Below are 15,207 nucleotides of genomic sequence, written 5' to 3'. Positions count from 1 at the left end.
TGCGAAACTCGAAGGCTGGAACCGTCGAGGCGCAGATAGGCCCGGTCCGGCCCTTCGCTCAATTCATATCAATTCGATAGGAATTCAGAAAAGCTGGGGCGAGACCGGGATTTTAGTTCGTTCTAGCCGATCTTGTCGCCCCGATGCAGGGGATCGGGCAGGGGATCGCCGGCCTTCACCAACTGCAGCGACACCGAGTTGATGCAGTAGCGCAGCCGCGTCGGGGCCGGGCCGTCCGGGAAGACGTGACCCTGGTGGCTGTCGCAGCGGGCGCAGCGGGTCTCGATGCGGACCATGCCGTACGCCGTGTCGCGCACGCCGACCACGTGATCCTCGGCGAACGGGGCGTAGAAGCTGGGCCAGCCCGTGCCGCTCTCGAACTTGGTCTCGTGCTTGAACAGCGGCAGGCCGCACAGGCGGCAGCAATAGGCGCCGGGGTTCTTCTCGCCCAGCAGGCCGCCGCAGAACGGGGCCTCGGTGCCGTGGTGCAGGAGAACGCGGGCCTCTTCGGCCGTCAGGTCGGCTTCCAGGCGTTCGCGTTCCGGCTCCGTCGGCGGCGTAAGGTCGAAGCCGGCGGTTGAAAGGGTGGCTGCGTCTGTCATGAACGCCAATGTAAGCGTTCATACGTTGATCCGGTAGAGACCCGAGGAGTTCCCCATGACCATCGCCGTCGCATTCCTGCAGCCGGGCTGGGCCGATTGGGAGGCCGGCGGCGTGCTGGTCCTGCTGCGCGAGCACCTGAAGGTTCAGATCGAGATCGCCACGCCGACCGGCGATCCGGAGACCTCGATCGGGGGCATCCTGGCGGCGGCGGACTATCGCTTCGACGACCCGGTGCTGAGCGATGCGGACGTCTACATCCTGATCGGCAGCGACGAATGGACCAAGGGCGAGAACCCCGCGGTCACGGCGCTGATCCGTCAAGCGCTCGCCGACGGCAAGATCGTGGCCGGCATCTGCGCCGGCACGACGGCCCTGGCGCGCGCGGGCCTGTTCGACGGCCGCAAGCACACCTCCAACGGCAAGGACTGGCTGGAAGGCGTCGCGCCCGGCTATGCGGGCTCGGACAGCTATGTCGACACGCCCAAGGCGGTGACCGACGGCAAGCTGGTCAGCGCCTCGGGCCTGGCGCCCGTGACCTTCGCCGCCGCCGTCGCACGCCTGATCGCGCCCGAGGCCGAGGCGATGATCGCGGGCTACGAGGCGATGTTCGCTAGAGAATTTTCGGCGGGATAGGAGCCCGGAACTTGTGGGCTTCCGGCGCATGCCAACGCCATCAAAACTCGTGTCATCCCGGAAGCCTCGCAGAGGCTATCCGGGACCCAGGGGCCAAGCGCAGTGTATCGCCCCTGGGTCCCGGCTCTCCGCGCTTCGCGCTGCGGCCGGGATGACGCGGGAATTATTACTCGCGATCGAACCTATTTAAGCGCCGCCGCCCCGGCGCGGGCGACCACGCCGTCTTGGGCGCCGGTGCCGCCGGAGACGCCGATCGAGCCGACGATCTTGCCGTCGACCAGCAGCAACTCGCCGCCTTCGACGGCCGTGGCGCCGGTGAAGATCGAGTTCAGCGTCCCGGCCTTCACGGCCTCCTGGAAGTAGGAGGTCGGGCGGCGGAAGTTGGCCGAGGTGTGGGCCTTCTTCAGCGCGACCTCGTTCGAGCCGTACTGCGTGCCGTCCATCTTCTGGGCGAAGACCTGCTGGCCGTTCGACTCCAGGATGACGAAGACCATCGTCCAACCGTTCTTGCGCGCCTCGGCCTCGGCGGCCGCGGCCACGGCCTTGGCCTCCGCCAGGGTGATGACGCGGCTGGAATAGGCCGGAGCGGGCGGCGGCGCGGGCGCGGCGGCGGGAGCCGGGGCGGTCTGGGCCAGGGCCGGCGCGCCGGACAAGACAAAACCGGCGGCGATCAGGGCGAGAGTCTTCTTCATGGCAGCACGACCTCGTCGTTCAGGGCGGTGTTCTGGGACTGGGTGGAGACGATGCGGACCCGCAGGCCCGCCGCCTTCACGCCCGCCGGGATCTTCAGCTTCACCGAAGCGGTCTTGGGCAGCAAGTCCAGCGGCGCCTTGAGCGCCGGAATGGCGGCGCTGTTCAGGACCTTGCCCGAAGCGTCGACCAGTTCCAGCTTGGCCGCCGCGGCGTTCTGGGCGCCCAGGCTGTGGACCTTGGCGGTGACCGCCGATCCCTTCACCGTCACGTCGCCGCGACCGACGCCGAGGTCGGCGCGCTTGGCCGGATCGTCGCCGGGCGTGGCCAGCTTCATGTCGATCACCGTGGTCTGGCGCGGAGCCAGGGTGACCTTGGTCCCCAGGCTGCGCTCGAAGGCGACCGAGCGGGTCTCGGCCGACCCGTCGATGGCGTCGTCGCCGTTGGCGTCGAGGCCCTGGGCCAGGCTCCACTGGCCGGGCGCGACGTTCCAGCCGGTCATGGTCGCCGTCACCGGCTTGTCGGTGGTGTTGTAGGCGATGACCTTGAAGCCGGTTTTGGTCGCGTCCTTGACCAGCACCGCCACGTCCGTGCCGTCGGCGTTGTCGAAGCGCCACGAGACGGTGTGGCCGGGCGTCATCTGGCCGCGCTTATTGGCGATGCCGCCCAGGCGGGTGCGCTGGAGGATGTCGGACGGCAGCTCGACACGGTCGGACCACCAGTGGCCTTCGGTGTGCATGTACATGTGCTGGGCGTTCCACTGGATCTCGTCGGCATAGAGGTCCTCGAGGAAGGTCTTGTCGCCGGTCAGGGTCCAGGCGCTGTAGCGCTCCAGCGCGCCGCCGCGCTTGGCGGCGCCGACGATCAGGTCCTTGTTCGGCGCGCCCAGCTTCATCTCGCTCAGGGCGTTGTCGTTGATGTCGCCCAGCGAGCGGATGGTGTTCTTGCCGATCCGCCACTTGATCGGCGTCAGGTACTTCTGGTCGCCGGTCAGGCGATAGGCGGCCCAGAACACCTGGAACGGCCCGCCCGCGCCCGAGCCCTGCAGCACCGTGCCGCCACGCTCGGCGTCGCTGCGCCAGTTGATCTCGTTGGGGTACGAGCCGTCCTTCTTGTTGACGTGCGCCAGATAGCCGTCGGCCAAGCCCAGCACGATGTCGCGGGCGGTCGGATCGCCATTGTAGTCGGCGATCAGGATCGAGGGATGCGCGACGCCGAACGAATAGGGCTTCTGCCACTCCCACGGACCTTCGCGGTACGAGATCTTGCCGCTGTACCAGTTGGTGTTGAAGTGGACGTGGCCGGCCGGGTTCTTGTCGACCACGCGGGGCAGGGCCTTCACGGTCGTGAACAGGCGCTCGACCGTCAGCGGGTCGCCGTAGTTGAGGTACATCGCCTCGGAGTTCGAGTTGATGCCTTCCTCATAGGCGTGCAGCTCGTCGGTCACGATGGTCGAAAGACCGTCGGTGAACATGCCGTTCTTGTAGACGGCGTCGGCCATGCGGTTCAGCGAGGTCGTGATCTTGTCCGGCTGAACGCCCATCAGGGCGACGCCCGGCCATTGCTGCAGCAGGTCGCTGTCGTCGGACAGGCCGCCGCCGAAGTCGCCGTAGTCGACCTGGCGCTCGTCGATCCACCAGTTGATGAACTTGCTGACCAGCTTGAGGTCTTCGGTCTGGCGGAAGGCCCACAGCGGCGTGCCCGCCGGCGCCTTGGGCTGGTCGAAGGCCGGCCAGCCCTGGCTGCCATAGGTGATGTCGCCCCAGTACTCGCGGCCGATCTGGTTGTCGGGATCGACGCGCAGCAGGTCGGAGATGTCGGCGTAGAGGCGGCGATAGAGGCCCTGGCGCTTGGAGGTCGTGTGCTCCTCGACCAGGAAGGCCCAGTTGTCCTTCACCTGATTCAGGCGGTCGGCGACGTGTTCGGCCTTGGCCTTGTCGCGGTCCTTCAGCACCAGGCGGATCTTGGCGCCGTCCAGCGCCTTGGGACCAAAGTCGGTGCTGTCGGCGGCGATGGTCAGGTACAGGCTGTCGGGCGTCAGGATGCGGTCGCGCATGTCCAGCCAGACGGTGCGGGCCTCGCCGGCCTTCACCGAGACGCTGACGTCGATCATGTTGCGGCCCGGCCAGATCGGATCCTTGACCTGGATGTTCAGCGGGATGGTCGTCCCAGCGGCGCCGGGCAGGGCGGGGATGTCGATGGCGACGCCGTCCAGGCCGTCGCGGGCGTTCTCCCAGCCATAGGCCCAGTTGCGGGCCAGGGGCTTGGCGGCCGGCGCGTCGCCGAAACCCGACGGGATCAGGACGTGGACGATCGGCAGGCCCTTGGCCGGCAGGTCGCCAGCCGGGCGCGGGCGGGTCGGCGCGGCGTCCGGAACGGCCACGACCGTGGCGCGCTCGCCCGCCGGGTGGCGGCCGGCGATATAGGCGTTCAGTTCGGCCAGGTTCAGATAGTCCGGCGCCACGTCGGCGCGAACCGTGTAGCTCATCTTAAACGCGTTCTTGGGCTCGGCGCCGGCGGTGACGTTATAGGCCCAGAGCTCCTGGATCGGGGTTTCCTGGGCCAGGTTGGTGAAGGTCAGGACGCCGCCCTTCAGCGGCTGGCCAAAGGTGTTGACCGTGCGCTCCTGGTCCTTGGCGCGCCCGCCGACGCTGGAGCCCTTGTCGCCGGCCTTGGCGGACCAGGACAGATCGCCATAGGCCGGGCCCTGGATCTCGACGCGGTTGATGGCCTCGTCAGGCAGCGCCAAGGTCAGGGCCTTGCCGCCGTCGACATAGACGTTCCAGTCCGGCAGCTGGAAGTAGTCGTCACGACCGGCCAGGCGCGAACGGTTGTAGACGCCGGGCCAGGTGGTTTCCGAGATGCCGTCGTTGGCGCGCCACATCCACTGCTTGATGTCCTTGGCGTCGGCGAACTCGACCTTGCGGATCGTGGTCTGGGCGTCGGCCAAATAGGGCGGGAGGTCCTTGTTCCAGCCGTAGCGCTGCTTCCACGCGGCGTGGACGGCGGGGTCGGACAGCGTTGCGATCGGCGCGGCGGCGGCCGGCGCCTCGTTGCGGGCCAGGGCGGCGATGGCCTCGGCGACCAGCGGGCGGTCATAGACGCGCAGCTCGTCCAGGTCGCCGCCACGGGTGAAGTTGTAGCGGCTCTGCACCTGGTGAGGCGCGATCACGCGGCCGGCGACGCCGAACTGGTCGAGACCGGCGTCGTAGACGGCCTTGGCCTCGGTCTTGGCCGCCAGCTTGCCGTCGACATAGAGCTGGACGCCGGTGGTTTCGTCCCAGGTGAAGGCCAGGTGGGTCCAGGCGTCGGCCGCCGGGTTCTTGTCGACCTTGAACGAGACGCGGGTGCGCGCCAGGCCGTTGTCGGTGACGAAGGCGTCGAAGCCGTGGCCGTTCCAGTCGATGCGCAGGAACGCCATGTCCCAGCTGGAGTGGTCGGCATAGCCGACGCGGAAGATCACGAACGGCGCGACCCCGACCGGATAGCCCGAGCGCCAGAAGAACGACAACGTGCCGCGCTGAGCCTGGATGTTGCCGGGCGCGTTCCACGAGACGACGCCGTCGTCTTCGGCGTGGAAGCCCTTGCCGGCCTTGCCGTTGTCGATCGGCGTGACCTTGTCGGCGAAGTTGGGGATGGGGTCGCCCGAGGCGATGTCGGCCACCAGGCCCTTATCGCCGGAAACCTTGAACAGCAGCGCCGGCTCAGCGGTCTGCGCGGCCGCGGCTGTCGCCGCATGGGCCAGGATCAGGGCGCAGGTCGAGCCCAGGAAAATCGCCTTCATACGAACCGTCTCCTCCCGATGGCGTCCATCTCGGTCCCGTACTCTTGGTAACCGGTGTCATGCCTGGGTGCTGGTGTAGCGCCGTAAGGGCATGCTTGCAAACCCGACGAGGCCTGATAGGCCATGCTGCAAAGCACAAAAACTACGGGCGGAAGTTGCCGATGTTCTCCAAGATCCTGATCGCCAACCGGGGCGAGATCGCCGTGCGCGTGATCAAGACGTGCCGCCGTCTGGGGATCAAGACCGTGGTGGTCTACTCCGACGCCGACGCCGGCAGCCTGGCCGTCGAGATGGCCGACGAGACCGTCCACATCGGCGCCTCGCCCGCCGCCCAGTCCTATCTCGTCGCCGACAAGATCATCGCCGCCTGCAAGCAGACGGGCGCGGAGGCCGTGCATCCGGGCTTCGGCTTCCTGTCCGAGAACGCCGGCTTCGCCCAGCGCTGCGCCGACGAGGGCGTCGTGTTCATCGGTCCGAACCCCGGCGCGATCAGCGCCATGGGCGACAAGATCGAGAGCAAGAAGTTCGCCCAGGCCGCCGGCGTCTCTTGCGTGCCCGGCCACATCGGCGAGATCGACGACACCGCCCATGCCGTGACGATCTCCGAGCAGATCGGCTATCCGGTGATGATCAAGGCCTCGGCCGGCGGCGGCGGCAAGGGCATCCGGGTGGCCTGGAACCGCAAGGATGTCGAGGAGGGCTTCCCGGCCGTCCGCGCGGAGGCCAAGGCCAGCTTCGGCGACGATCGCATCTTCATCGAGAAGTTCATCGAGAGCCCGCGCCACATCGAGATCCAGGTGCTGGGCGACAAGCACGGCAACGTCGTCCACCTGTTCGAGCGCGAATGCTCGATCCAGCGCCGGAACCAGAAGGTCATCGAGGAGGCCCCGTCGCCTCTGCTGGACGAGGCGACCCGCGCCGCCATGGGCGCCCAGGCCGTGGCCCTGGCCAAGGCCGTGAACTACGACAGCGCCGGCACGGTCGAGTTCGTCGCCGGCCAGGACAAGAGCTTCTATTTTCTGGAGATGAACACCCGCCTGCAGGTCGAGCACCCGGTCACGGAACTGATCACGGGGCTGGACCTCGTCGAGCAGATGATCCGTTCGGCCGCTGGCGAGACGATGGCGTTCGGCCAATCCGACCTGAAGATCAACGGCTGGGCCATCGAGAGCCGCATCTACGCCGAGGACCCGTACCGCAAGTTCCTGCCGTCGATCGGCCGCCTCGTGCGGTACGACCCGCCGGCCGAGGGGGAAGAGGACGGCTATACGGTCCGCAACGACGCCGGCGTCCGCGAGGGCGACGAGATCTCGATGTTCTACGACCCGATGATCTCCAAGCTTTGCACCTGGGCGCCGACCCGCCTGGCCGCCATCGACGGCATGGGGCGGGCGCTGGAGGACTTCCACATCGAGGGCCTGGGCCAGAACATCCCGTTCCTGGCCGCCGTGATGGACCAGGAGCGGTTCCGGTCCGGCAAGATCTCGACCAACTACATCAAGGACGAGTTCGCCGAGGGCTTCACCGGCGTGGCCCCGACGGCCGAGCAGATGGACATTCTGACCGCCGTCGGCGCGGCCATGCAGCGGGTCTACGCCGCCCGGGCGCGTTCCTACGCCTCGGGCCTGGTCGCCGCGCCGCGCGACGAGTGGGTGGTGGCCGTCGGCCATACCAAGCGCCGCGTGAAGGTGAGCGGGGAGGGCGACCTTTCCGTCGAAATGCTCGACGAGGACCGCACGCTGGTTCTGACCGATGTCGATTGGCGTCCGGGCAAGCCGGTCTTCAAGGCGGCCTTGGACGGCAAGGCCTTCACGGTCCAGGCCGCGCCCGCCGCCGAGGGCTTCGACATCCGCCACCGCGCCGCCAAGGCCCGGGTGCTGGTCCTGACCCCGCGCTCGGCAGAGCTGCACGACAAGCTGCCCGAGAAGCAGGCCGCCGACACCTCCAAGCTGGTGCTGTCGCCGATGCCGGGCCTGGTGGTCTCGATGGATGTCATCGCCGGCCAGCAGGTTCGCGAGGGCGAGGTCGTCTGCGTGCTCGAGGCCATGAAAATGCAGAACATCATCCGCGCCGAGCGCGACGGGGTGGTGAAGACCGTCAACGCCAAGGGCGGCGACCCGGTCGCGGCCGACGAGGTGCTGGTGGAGTTCGCCTAGGGATTGGGCCTTGCAGCCAAAGGTGGAGTCGCTAGCTTCACCTTATGGCGAAAAAGACTCATCCCCTCATCGACGGACTTTTCGGCTTTGACGGCCGGTTTCGACGCTCCGAATACTGGATCGCCGGCATCGGCCTAGCCGTGGTGCGCCTCGTGGCGCTTGGACTCGCGACGGCCATTCTGGGCATGGGCTGGATGCAGGCCAGCAATTCTTTTCCGCTGCGGATCGGATTGGATCTGGTCTTTCTCTGGCCCTACACGGCGCTCGCCATCAAGCGTGGCCATGATCGGAACCGCTCGGCTCGCTTCACGGGCATCCTGATGGCGTTGATCTACGGGACGAGCTGGAGCGGCTCCTGGCTGATCCAGGCGGGTGATGTGATGTCAGGCGGCATGCTCGGCCTCGTTGTCCTGGTGATCGCGCTATACATGCTGATCGACTACGGCTTCATCGACGGCACGAAGGGCCCCAACCGCTACGGAGCCTCGCCCAAGGGGCACGCCGGGTCTGGCCTGGACGTCGGCAAGACCTTCGACTGAGCTCGCTCCGACGCCCCTTTCTGAGCGGCCTTCCAGGCTCTAGATTGCCCGCGTCGGCGAACGGCCGACTCGTAGGCTGCAAGGGCGGGCATGAGCGAACGTAGCGAATGGGCGGAGCTGTTCCTGTCGTCGAACGGCAGGCTGTCGCGCACGCCGTTCCTGATCGCGGCGGGCGTGATCCTGGGCGTAGCGGCGCTTTATGAAGCGTTGGTCGGCTCCCGTCACACCCTGAACCTGCTGACCGGCTGGCTGGCCTATCCCGTATTGCTCTTCTCGGGCGCCTGTGTGCTGTCCAAGCGCCTTCATGACCGAGGGCGCTCGGGATGGTGGTCGATGCTGATCCTGATCGCGGTGATCGCTGTCTGGCCGCAGCCCACGCGCTTCTGGGACTTCGCCTTTGTGTTGGTGATCGCCTGGGCGGTCGTCGAGCTGGGCGTCATGGGCGGCGAGCAGGGCGCCAACCGCTACGGCGTGAACCCGCTGAAGGCCGTCTCGGTCTAGAGCATCCCGCCAAGATCCTCTCTCCTGGGGAAAGGGGATTGGCGGACGTCTATCCCCGGAGTCCGCTCCGTTGAACTCAACGAAATCAACGGCCTGTCGATTTTTCGCGCCGCTGAATCATCCGCGTCTGGAACCGCCCCCATACTCATTGCACCTGATGGCTTGAAAGGGACGTCCGGCCGGCGACTTGGGCGGCTGTCAGGGGTGGTCGAGCGGGTAGCGCTCGCCGGTGCGGAGGCGACTCTGCAACTTCGTCCATCCTGAGGTAGTCGACCCTGGAACACAAAAACGACGTTGGACGCAGGCTGGCAGTGCAACAGGCGGGGCTGAAATCGCCCTTGCAGTCCGGACGGGATGGCCAATCCCTCCGCCCGTCGGGGGCCTAGCGGCGAGAGCGGGTTAAGACCCCGCGCCTCGCGGGCTCACCGGATAACGACCGCGCGGAGCGTACGGTCCTCGCCGAAACGGTATCCAAACTCTCACACTCCGGGCGACGCCCGGCGCTCCGCGGTCCCTTTCACATCTTCAGCGGCCCGCCGCGTGAGGACGTAGGCGTATGACCCTAGACCGGAGACGGGGCGTCCTCGACCGGCCCGAACACCTTCGCGAAGCTGGCCTTCAGCGCCGCGTCGGCCTCGTCCGTCGTCACCGGCAGACCCAGGTCCACCAGGCTGGTCACCCCATGCTCGGTCTGGCCGCAGGGCACGATGCCGGAGAAGTGGTCCAGCTCCGGCTCCACGTTCAGGCTGATCCCGTGGAAGCTGACCCACTTGCGCAGCTTCACGCCGATGGCGGCGATCTTGTCCTCGCGGCTCCAGCCTGGGCCCTTGCGCTCGACCCAGACGCCGACGCGGCCGTCGCGCAGTTCGCCGGTGACGTTGAAGGCGGCCAGGGCGTCGATGATCCAGGCCTCCAGCGCCGCCACGAAGGCGCGCACGTCGCGGCCGCGCTTGGTCAGGTCCAGCATCACATAGGCCACCCGCTGGCCGGGCCCGTGATAGGTGTACTGGCCGCCGCGCCCGCTCTCGAACACCGGGAAACGGTCCGGCTGAATCAGGTCGCCGCCCTTGGCCGAGACGCCGGCGGTATAGAGCGGCGGATGCTCCAGCAGCCAGATCAGCTCGCCCGCCGTCCCCTCGGCGATGGCGGCCGCGCGGGCCTCCATGGCGGCAACGGCTGCCGGGTAGGCGACCCGCTCGGTCGAAACCGCCCACCCCACGGGCGCGGCGTCATCGCGTCCCATGGTCGGAAGCCCAGTATTTTCAGGGTTTAACGGGAGAGCAAGCATACGGCCCTAATCTTGCAATCGAGACGTGGCGACCCGGTCGGTCGTGTGTGTCAGTCAAGGGTCTTACTTCGTGAGCCAGGTCAACGCCGTCAATGTCGAGATCTCCGTCCTGCTGGGGCGCTCGATCCTGCCCATGCAGCAACTGCTGCGCATGGGCCGCGGCGCGGTGATCCCGCTGGACGCCAAGACCAATGACGAAGTCTGGATCCTGGCCAACAACCACCCGATCGCGCGTGGCGAAATCCAGATCAGCGACGACCGCATCGCCATCCAGGTGACCCGCGCGGCCGACGTCTACGACTACATGGCCGGCGGCGCCTAATAGGCCGCGGGCTGTAAGTTCGCGCATAGCGAACTTCCGACTTCCCAAAGCCGATTCAGTTTGCTACCTGCCGCCCCTCACCACGAGCGGTCGTGGCGGAATTGGTAGACGCGCAGCGTTGAGGTCGCTGTGGGGCAACCCGTGGAAGTTCGAGTCTTCTCGACCGCACCAGTGGTGAAACAAGAGTAGAGCGCGCTTGGCGAAATCGGTTTCCGACTCGCTGGGGGCGCTCTAATCGTTTCAGGCCTTGGTTTCGCCCCAAGCGCGCTTCATCGGACCCAGCCTAACGAACCCAGCCTAGAGCTCAGGAGGCCCCCATGACCCGGGACACCGCCGAACTGACCGACGACGTGCTGGACGACATCCCGCTGGCCAAGGCCGAGACCCCGGAGGAGCTGGAAGATCTCGCCCTAGGCGACGACTACGCCCTCAATCCCGAATACGTCGAGATGGTGATCGACGCCGCCGACAGCGGTGACCTGAAGCGCCTGCGCGAGCTGGTCGGCGCGCTGGAGCCGGCTGACGTCGCCGACCTGATGGGCTTCCTGACCGCCGACTATCGCGAGGAGATCATCCCGCTTCTCGATCCGGAGGCGCTGGGCGAGATCATCTCGGAGATGGACGAGAACATCCGCGAGGAGGTTCTGGAGGCCACCCCATCCGTGACTCTGGCCCGGGCGCTGGAGGAACTGGACACCGACGACGCCGCCGACGTCATCGACGACCTGGACGACACCAAGCGCTTCCAGGTTCTGGCCGCCATGGGCGAGACCGACCGCGCCGCCATCGAGACGACGCTGTCGTACGAGGACGAGACCGCCGGTCGCCTGATGCAGCGCGAGTTCCTGGCCGCGCCGGAGTTCTGGACCGTCGGCCAGACGATCGACCACGTCCGCGAGGCGGGCGACTCGTTGCCCGAGCTGTTCTTCGACGTCTATGTCGTGGACCCCACCTACAAGCCGGTGGGCGCCATCCCGATCAGCATCCTGCTGCGCAGTCGCCGCGAGACGCCGCTGGCCGAGCTGATGGAGGCGGTCACCGAAATCGATGTGGCGATGGACCAGGAAGAGGTCGCCTACATCTTCGACAAATACCACCTGATCAGCGCCCCGGTGATCGAGCCGGGCGGGCGGCTGGTGGGCCAGATCACCGTTGACGACATCGTCGAAGTCATCCGTGACGAGGCCGAGGAAGACATCCTGGCCCTGGCCGGTGTGTCCGACGCCGGCCGTGACGCTTCCGTGGTCGAGATCGTCAAGTCGCGGCTGCCGTGGCTGATGCTGAACCTGGCCACGGCGACCCTCGCCGTCAGCGGCGTGGCGATCTTCCAGGCCGAGATCGCGCAGCTGGTGGCCTTGGCCATCCTGATGCCGATCGTCTCGTCGCTGGGCGGCAACGCCGGCACCCAGACCCTGGCCGTGGCTGTGCGCGCCTTGGCCAGCAAGGAACTGACCACGGCCAACGCCCGCCGGATCGTGCTGCGCGAACTGTTGGTCGGCCTGGTGAACGGCCTATGCCTGGCCCTGGTGATGGGCACCGCGACCTACCTGTTCTTCGGCGCCAACGAGCATCACGGCAAGCTGGCGATCATCGTCGGCGCGGCGCTGATCGCCAACATCTTCACGGCCGCCCTGGGCGGCATCCTGGCGCCTCTGGCCCTGGAGAAGATGGGCCGGGACCCGGCGGTGTCGTCGTCGATCTTCGTGACCTTCCTGACCGACTTCACCGGCTTCTTCGCCGTGCTGCTGATCGCGTCCCTGCTGCTGCACTGAGACAAAGTTCCCCTAGATAGCGAAACTGGCGCCGACCTTGCGCCGAGACAGGCGAACGCATCCGCGTCTGTCTCAAACTGGGTCAATCTAGGCGATGAAACCGCGTCACCAGGTCTCCCGCGCCGCCGTCGATCTCATCAAGAGATTCGAAGGCTACCGTCAGAAGGCTGCTCAGCTCCCCGATGGGCGCTGGACGGTCGGCTACGGCCATACCCTGACAGCGCGCGAAGGCGCCTCCGTCTCTGAAAAGGACGCCGAGGCTCTGCTGCTGTACGACCTGATCGGGGTGTCCCATTCGGTCAACGAACACACCTATGCGCCGCTGAACCAGAACCAGTTCGACAGCCTGGTCTGCTTCGCCTTCAACATCGGTCTCGACAATTTCCTCCGCTCGGGCGTGCTGCGCCGGATCAACGAAGGCTCGCTCCTGCAAGCGGCGTGCGCGATGGAGATGTGGCGCAAGGCCGATTTCGAGGGCGAGCGGATCGTCATCGACGCTTTGGTCCGCCGCCGCTCGGCCGAGAAGACGCTGTTCCTCACGCCGGCCAACGGCGAGTGGGTGCCCGCGCCCAGCCCCGTGCTGCGCCCGAAGGTCGACTACGACGCCAGCTGCGCCATTCCGCGCCAGACCCCCGCCGCGGTCAACACCCGCACCGAAGGCGACCGGGTGATGACGGAGCGTGAGGAAGGCCTGCCGCTGAACGTGGTCGTCCCGGAAGAAGACGGTCCGACCGCCACCGAGCAATCGGCCGCCGCTGTCAGCGCGCGTCTGGAAGCCATCCTGTCCGAGGAGACGGCGGCCCCGGCCAAGCCCGCGCCGCGCCAGGACGACCTTGGTCTGCCCGAACCGCCGGTTCCGAGCATCGCCGCGACGGCCGAGCCCGAGCCGACCCTGTTCCAGGAAGAGCCGGGCCCCGCCCCGGTCGAATCCACGCCGGTCGCCCCGGTCGAGTTCACGCCGTTCCGCCTGACGCCGCAGCCGGTCGAAGAGGTGGCGAAGCCGGACCCGGTCGACAGCTTCGCGGTCTCCCAGCCCTATCCCGCCGAACCCACGCTCTTCGGCGCGCGGATCGGCGGACCGTCGGTGTTCAATCTCGACGGCTTCTCGACCAGCGACGAGGTCTCCCTCGGCACGATGGACGTGCCGCTGGTCGAATCCGAACAGCCGCGCTTCGGCAATATGAGCCTGCTGGTCAGTCTGGGCATCCTGGGCCTGGCCCTGTTCGGCGGCGGCGTGCTGTGGATCCTGACGGTCGGCGCGGGCTCGGACAGCGGCGTGAAGCTGTTCGGCTATGGCGCCAGCATGGTCGGCGCTATCTGCTTCGTGGTTTCGGCGTATCTTCTGCTGCGCCGCCTTGCCGGCCCCGATACGAGCGACGAATAGTTTTCTTTGCTTCCCTCGGGGAAACTGAGCAAGAACGCCCGCGGGTCTCCATGATCCGCGGGCGTTCGTGCTATGGGAGCAGCTATCATGACGAATTTCGCACCCTCGATGGACTTCGCGCTGGGCGAGACCGCCGACGCGATCCGTGAAACCACGGCCCGCTTCGCCGCCGACAAGATCGCTCCGCTGGCGGCCAGGATCGACGAGACCAACGAATTCCCTCGCGAACTCTGGGTCCCGATGGGCGACCTTGGCCTGCACGGCATCACGGTCGAGGAAGAGTTCGGCGGCCTCGGCCTTGGCTATCTCGAGCACGTGATCGCCATGGAGGAGGTGTCGCGCGCCTCGGCCTCGGTGGGCCTGTCCTACGGCGCCCACTCGAACCTCTGCGTCAACCAGATCCGCCGCTGGGCCACGCCCGAGCAGAAGCAGCGCTACCTGCCCAAGCTGATCAGCGGCGAGCACGTCGGTTCGCTGGCCATGAGCGAGGCCGGTTCGGGGTCTGACGTCGTCTCGATGAAGCTGCGCGCCGAGCAGGTCGGCGACCGCTACATCCTGAACGGCACCAAGTTCTGGATCACCAACGCCCCGCACGCCGACACCCTGGTGGTCTACGCCAAGACCGGCGAAGGCAGTCGCGGCATCACCGCCTTCATCGTCGAAAAGGGCATGAAGGGCTTCAGCGTCTCCAAGAAGCTGGACAAGATGGGCATGCGTGGCAGCGACACCGCCGAACTGGTGTTCGAGGACTGCGAGATCCCGGAAGAGAACATCATGGGTCCGGTCGGCGGCGGGGTCGGGGTGCTGATGAGCGGCCTCGACTACGAGCGCGCCGTACTCAGCGCCGGCCCGCTGGGCATCATGCAGGCCTGTCTCGATATCGTTCTGCCCTATGTCCGCGACCGCAAGCAGTTCGGCCAGGCCATCGGCTCGTTCCAGCTGATGCAGGGCAAGATCGCCGACATGTACGTGGCCCTGAACTCGGCTCGGGCCTATGTCTACGCCGTCGCCCGGGCCTGCGACGCGGGCAAGACCACGCGCTTCGACGCGGCCGGCGCGATCCTCATGGCGTCCGAAAACGCGGTGAAGGTGTCGCTGGAGGCCATCCAGGCCCTGGGCGGCGCGGGCTACACCAAGGAGTGGCCGGTCGAGCGCCTGCTGCGCGACGCCAAGCTCTACGACATCGGCGCGGGCACCAACGAGATCCGCCGCTTCCTGATCGGCCGCGAGCTGATCGGGGCGTAGGCTTCAATTGAAAAGGGCCGCCCCGATTGCTCGGGACGGCCCTCCATCGTCGTAGCCGCTCTCGCAGCGTGTGACTTAAAACCTCAGGCGTTCAACGCCTTAGGCGGAGACCTCATTCATAAGGCTCCAGGTCACGACTTGCGACCGCGGTTGGAGACAATGAGACACTGGTCACCTCCTTTCAGTTGGTTGAACAACACCAGACGAATATGGACCCGTTTTCGCCGGAGAAAAGGGGGCATCTCGCGCGACGCGACGTCGCGGTCCCCGAAACGCGAAGAAGCCTTTCA

Annotated in this window: 10 protein-coding genes, 1 tRNA gene and 3 pseudogenes; 9 read left to right on the top strand and 5 right to left on the bottom strand. The window is 67.0% G+C overall.

Annotated elements, in window-relative coordinates:
* Positions 1-122: 122 nt before the first annotated feature.
* Positions 123-602, bottom strand: a complete 480-nt coding sequence (gene msrB / locus AC1RRV_RS13565) for a peptide-methionine (R)-S-oxide reductase MsrB (RefSeq protein ID WP_492860181.1) — start codon at positions 600-602, stop codon at positions 123-125.
* Between the two features lie 55 nt (positions 603-657).
* Between msrB and AC1RRV_RS13560 the strand changes: the two genes are divergently transcribed.
* The gene (locus tag AC1RRV_RS13560; protein WP_492860180.1) at positions 658-1,236 is read left to right on the top strand and encodes a type 1 glutamine amidotransferase family protein; all 579 of its coding nucleotides are present in this window, start codon (positions 658-660) and stop codon (positions 1,234-1,236) included.
* Between the two features lie 182 nt (positions 1,237-1,418).
* On the opposite strand, the gene AC1RRV_RS13555 is transcribed toward AC1RRV_RS13560, so the two are convergent.
* Together AC1RRV_RS13555 and AC1RRV_RS13550 are read right to left on the bottom strand one after the other, a co-directional pair.
* Positions 1,419-1,928 carry a GlcG/HbpS family heme-binding protein gene (locus AC1RRV_RS13555; RefSeq protein WP_492860179.1) on the bottom strand — a complete coding sequence of 170 codons (510 nt, stop codon included), beginning with the start codon at positions 1,926-1,928 and terminating at the stop codon, positions 1,419-1,421.
* Positions 1,925-5,849, bottom strand: a pseudogene (locus AC1RRV_RS13550) (LamG-like jellyroll fold domain-containing protein). The gene AC1RRV_RS13555 and the pseudogene AC1RRV_RS13550 overlap by 4 nt, the downstream one beginning before the upstream one ends.
* 22 nt (positions 5,850-5,871) lie before the next feature.
* On the opposite strand from AC1RRV_RS13550, the gene AC1RRV_RS13545 reads away from it, so the two are divergent.
* The 3 genes from AC1RRV_RS13545 (at position 5,872) to AC1RRV_RS13535 (ending at position 8,906) form a co-directional block, all read left to right on the top strand.
* Positions 5,872-7,866 carry an acetyl-CoA carboxylase biotin carboxylase subunit gene (locus AC1RRV_RS13545; protein ID WP_492860178.1) on the top strand — a complete coding sequence of 665 codons (1,995 nt, stop codon included), beginning with the start codon at positions 5,872-5,874 and terminating at the stop codon, positions 7,864-7,866.
* A gap of 44 nt (positions 7,867-7,910) precedes the next feature.
* The gene (locus tag AC1RRV_RS13540) at positions 7,911-8,405 is read left to right on the top strand and encodes a DUF805 domain-containing protein (RefSeq protein WP_492860177.1); all 495 of its coding nucleotides are present in this window, start codon (positions 7,911-7,913) and stop codon (positions 8,403-8,405) included.
* Between the two features lie 90 nt (positions 8,406-8,495).
* Positions 8,496-8,906, top strand: coding sequence for a DUF805 domain-containing protein (locus tag AC1RRV_RS13535; protein ID WP_492860176.1), 411 nt, complete (start codon positions 8,496-8,498; stop codon positions 8,904-8,906).
* A 562-nt stretch (positions 8,907-9,468) separates the two neighbouring features.
* On the opposite strand, the gene lipB is transcribed toward AC1RRV_RS13535, so the two are convergent.
* Positions 9,469-10,194: a lipoyl(octanoyl) transferase LipB gene (gene lipB, locus AC1RRV_RS13530; protein WP_492860175.1), complete on the bottom strand. Its 726-nt coding sequence runs from the start codon at positions 10,192-10,194 to the stop codon at positions 9,469-9,471.
* Positions 10,195-10,211: 17 nt separating this feature from the next.
* Between lipB and AC1RRV_RS13525 the strand changes: the two are divergent.
* The 5 genes and pseudogenes from AC1RRV_RS13525 to AC1RRV_RS13505 all read left to right on the top strand — a co-directional run bounded on the left by AC1RRV_RS13525 (position 10,212) and on the right by AC1RRV_RS13505 (position 14,917).
* Positions 10,212-10,516 (top strand): annotated as a pseudogene (locus tag AC1RRV_RS13525) (FliM/FliN family flagellar motor switch protein).
* Positions 10,517-10,602: 86 nt separating this feature from the next.
* Positions 10,603-10,687 (top strand) — tRNA-Leu (locus tag AC1RRV_RS13520).
* Positions 10,688-10,833: 146 nt separating this feature from the next.
* On the top strand, positions 10,834-12,288 hold the full coding sequence (gene mgtE / locus AC1RRV_RS13515; protein WP_492860174.1) for a magnesium transporter: 1,455 nt from the start codon (positions 10,834-10,836) through the stop codon (positions 12,286-12,288).
* Between the two features lie 94 nt (positions 12,289-12,382).
* The gene (gene spmX / locus AC1RRV_RS13510) at positions 12,383-13,672 is read left to right on the top strand and encodes a lysozyme-family localization factor SpmX (protein WP_492860173.1); all 1,290 of its coding nucleotides are present in this window, start codon (positions 12,383-12,385) and stop codon (positions 13,670-13,672) included.
* Between the two features lie 84 nt (positions 13,673-13,756).
* On the top strand, positions 13,757-14,917 hold the full coding sequence (locus AC1RRV_RS13505; protein ID WP_492860514.1) for an isovaleryl-CoA dehydrogenase: 1,161 nt from the start codon (positions 13,757-13,759) through the stop codon (positions 14,915-14,917).
* Between the two features lie 99 nt (positions 14,918-15,016).
* On the opposite strand, the pseudogene AC1RRV_RS13500 reads toward AC1RRV_RS13505, so the two are convergent.
* Positions 15,017-15,102: pseudogene (locus AC1RRV_RS13500) on the bottom strand (hypothetical protein).
* Between the last annotated feature and the right edge of the window lie 105 nt (positions 15,103-15,207).

It is taken from the genome of Caulobacter sp. GW821-FHT11E10 (assembly GCF_058808375.1).
The sequence above is the reverse complement of the archived record's forward strand: the minus strand, read 5'-3'. Positions and strand labels throughout refer to the sequence as shown.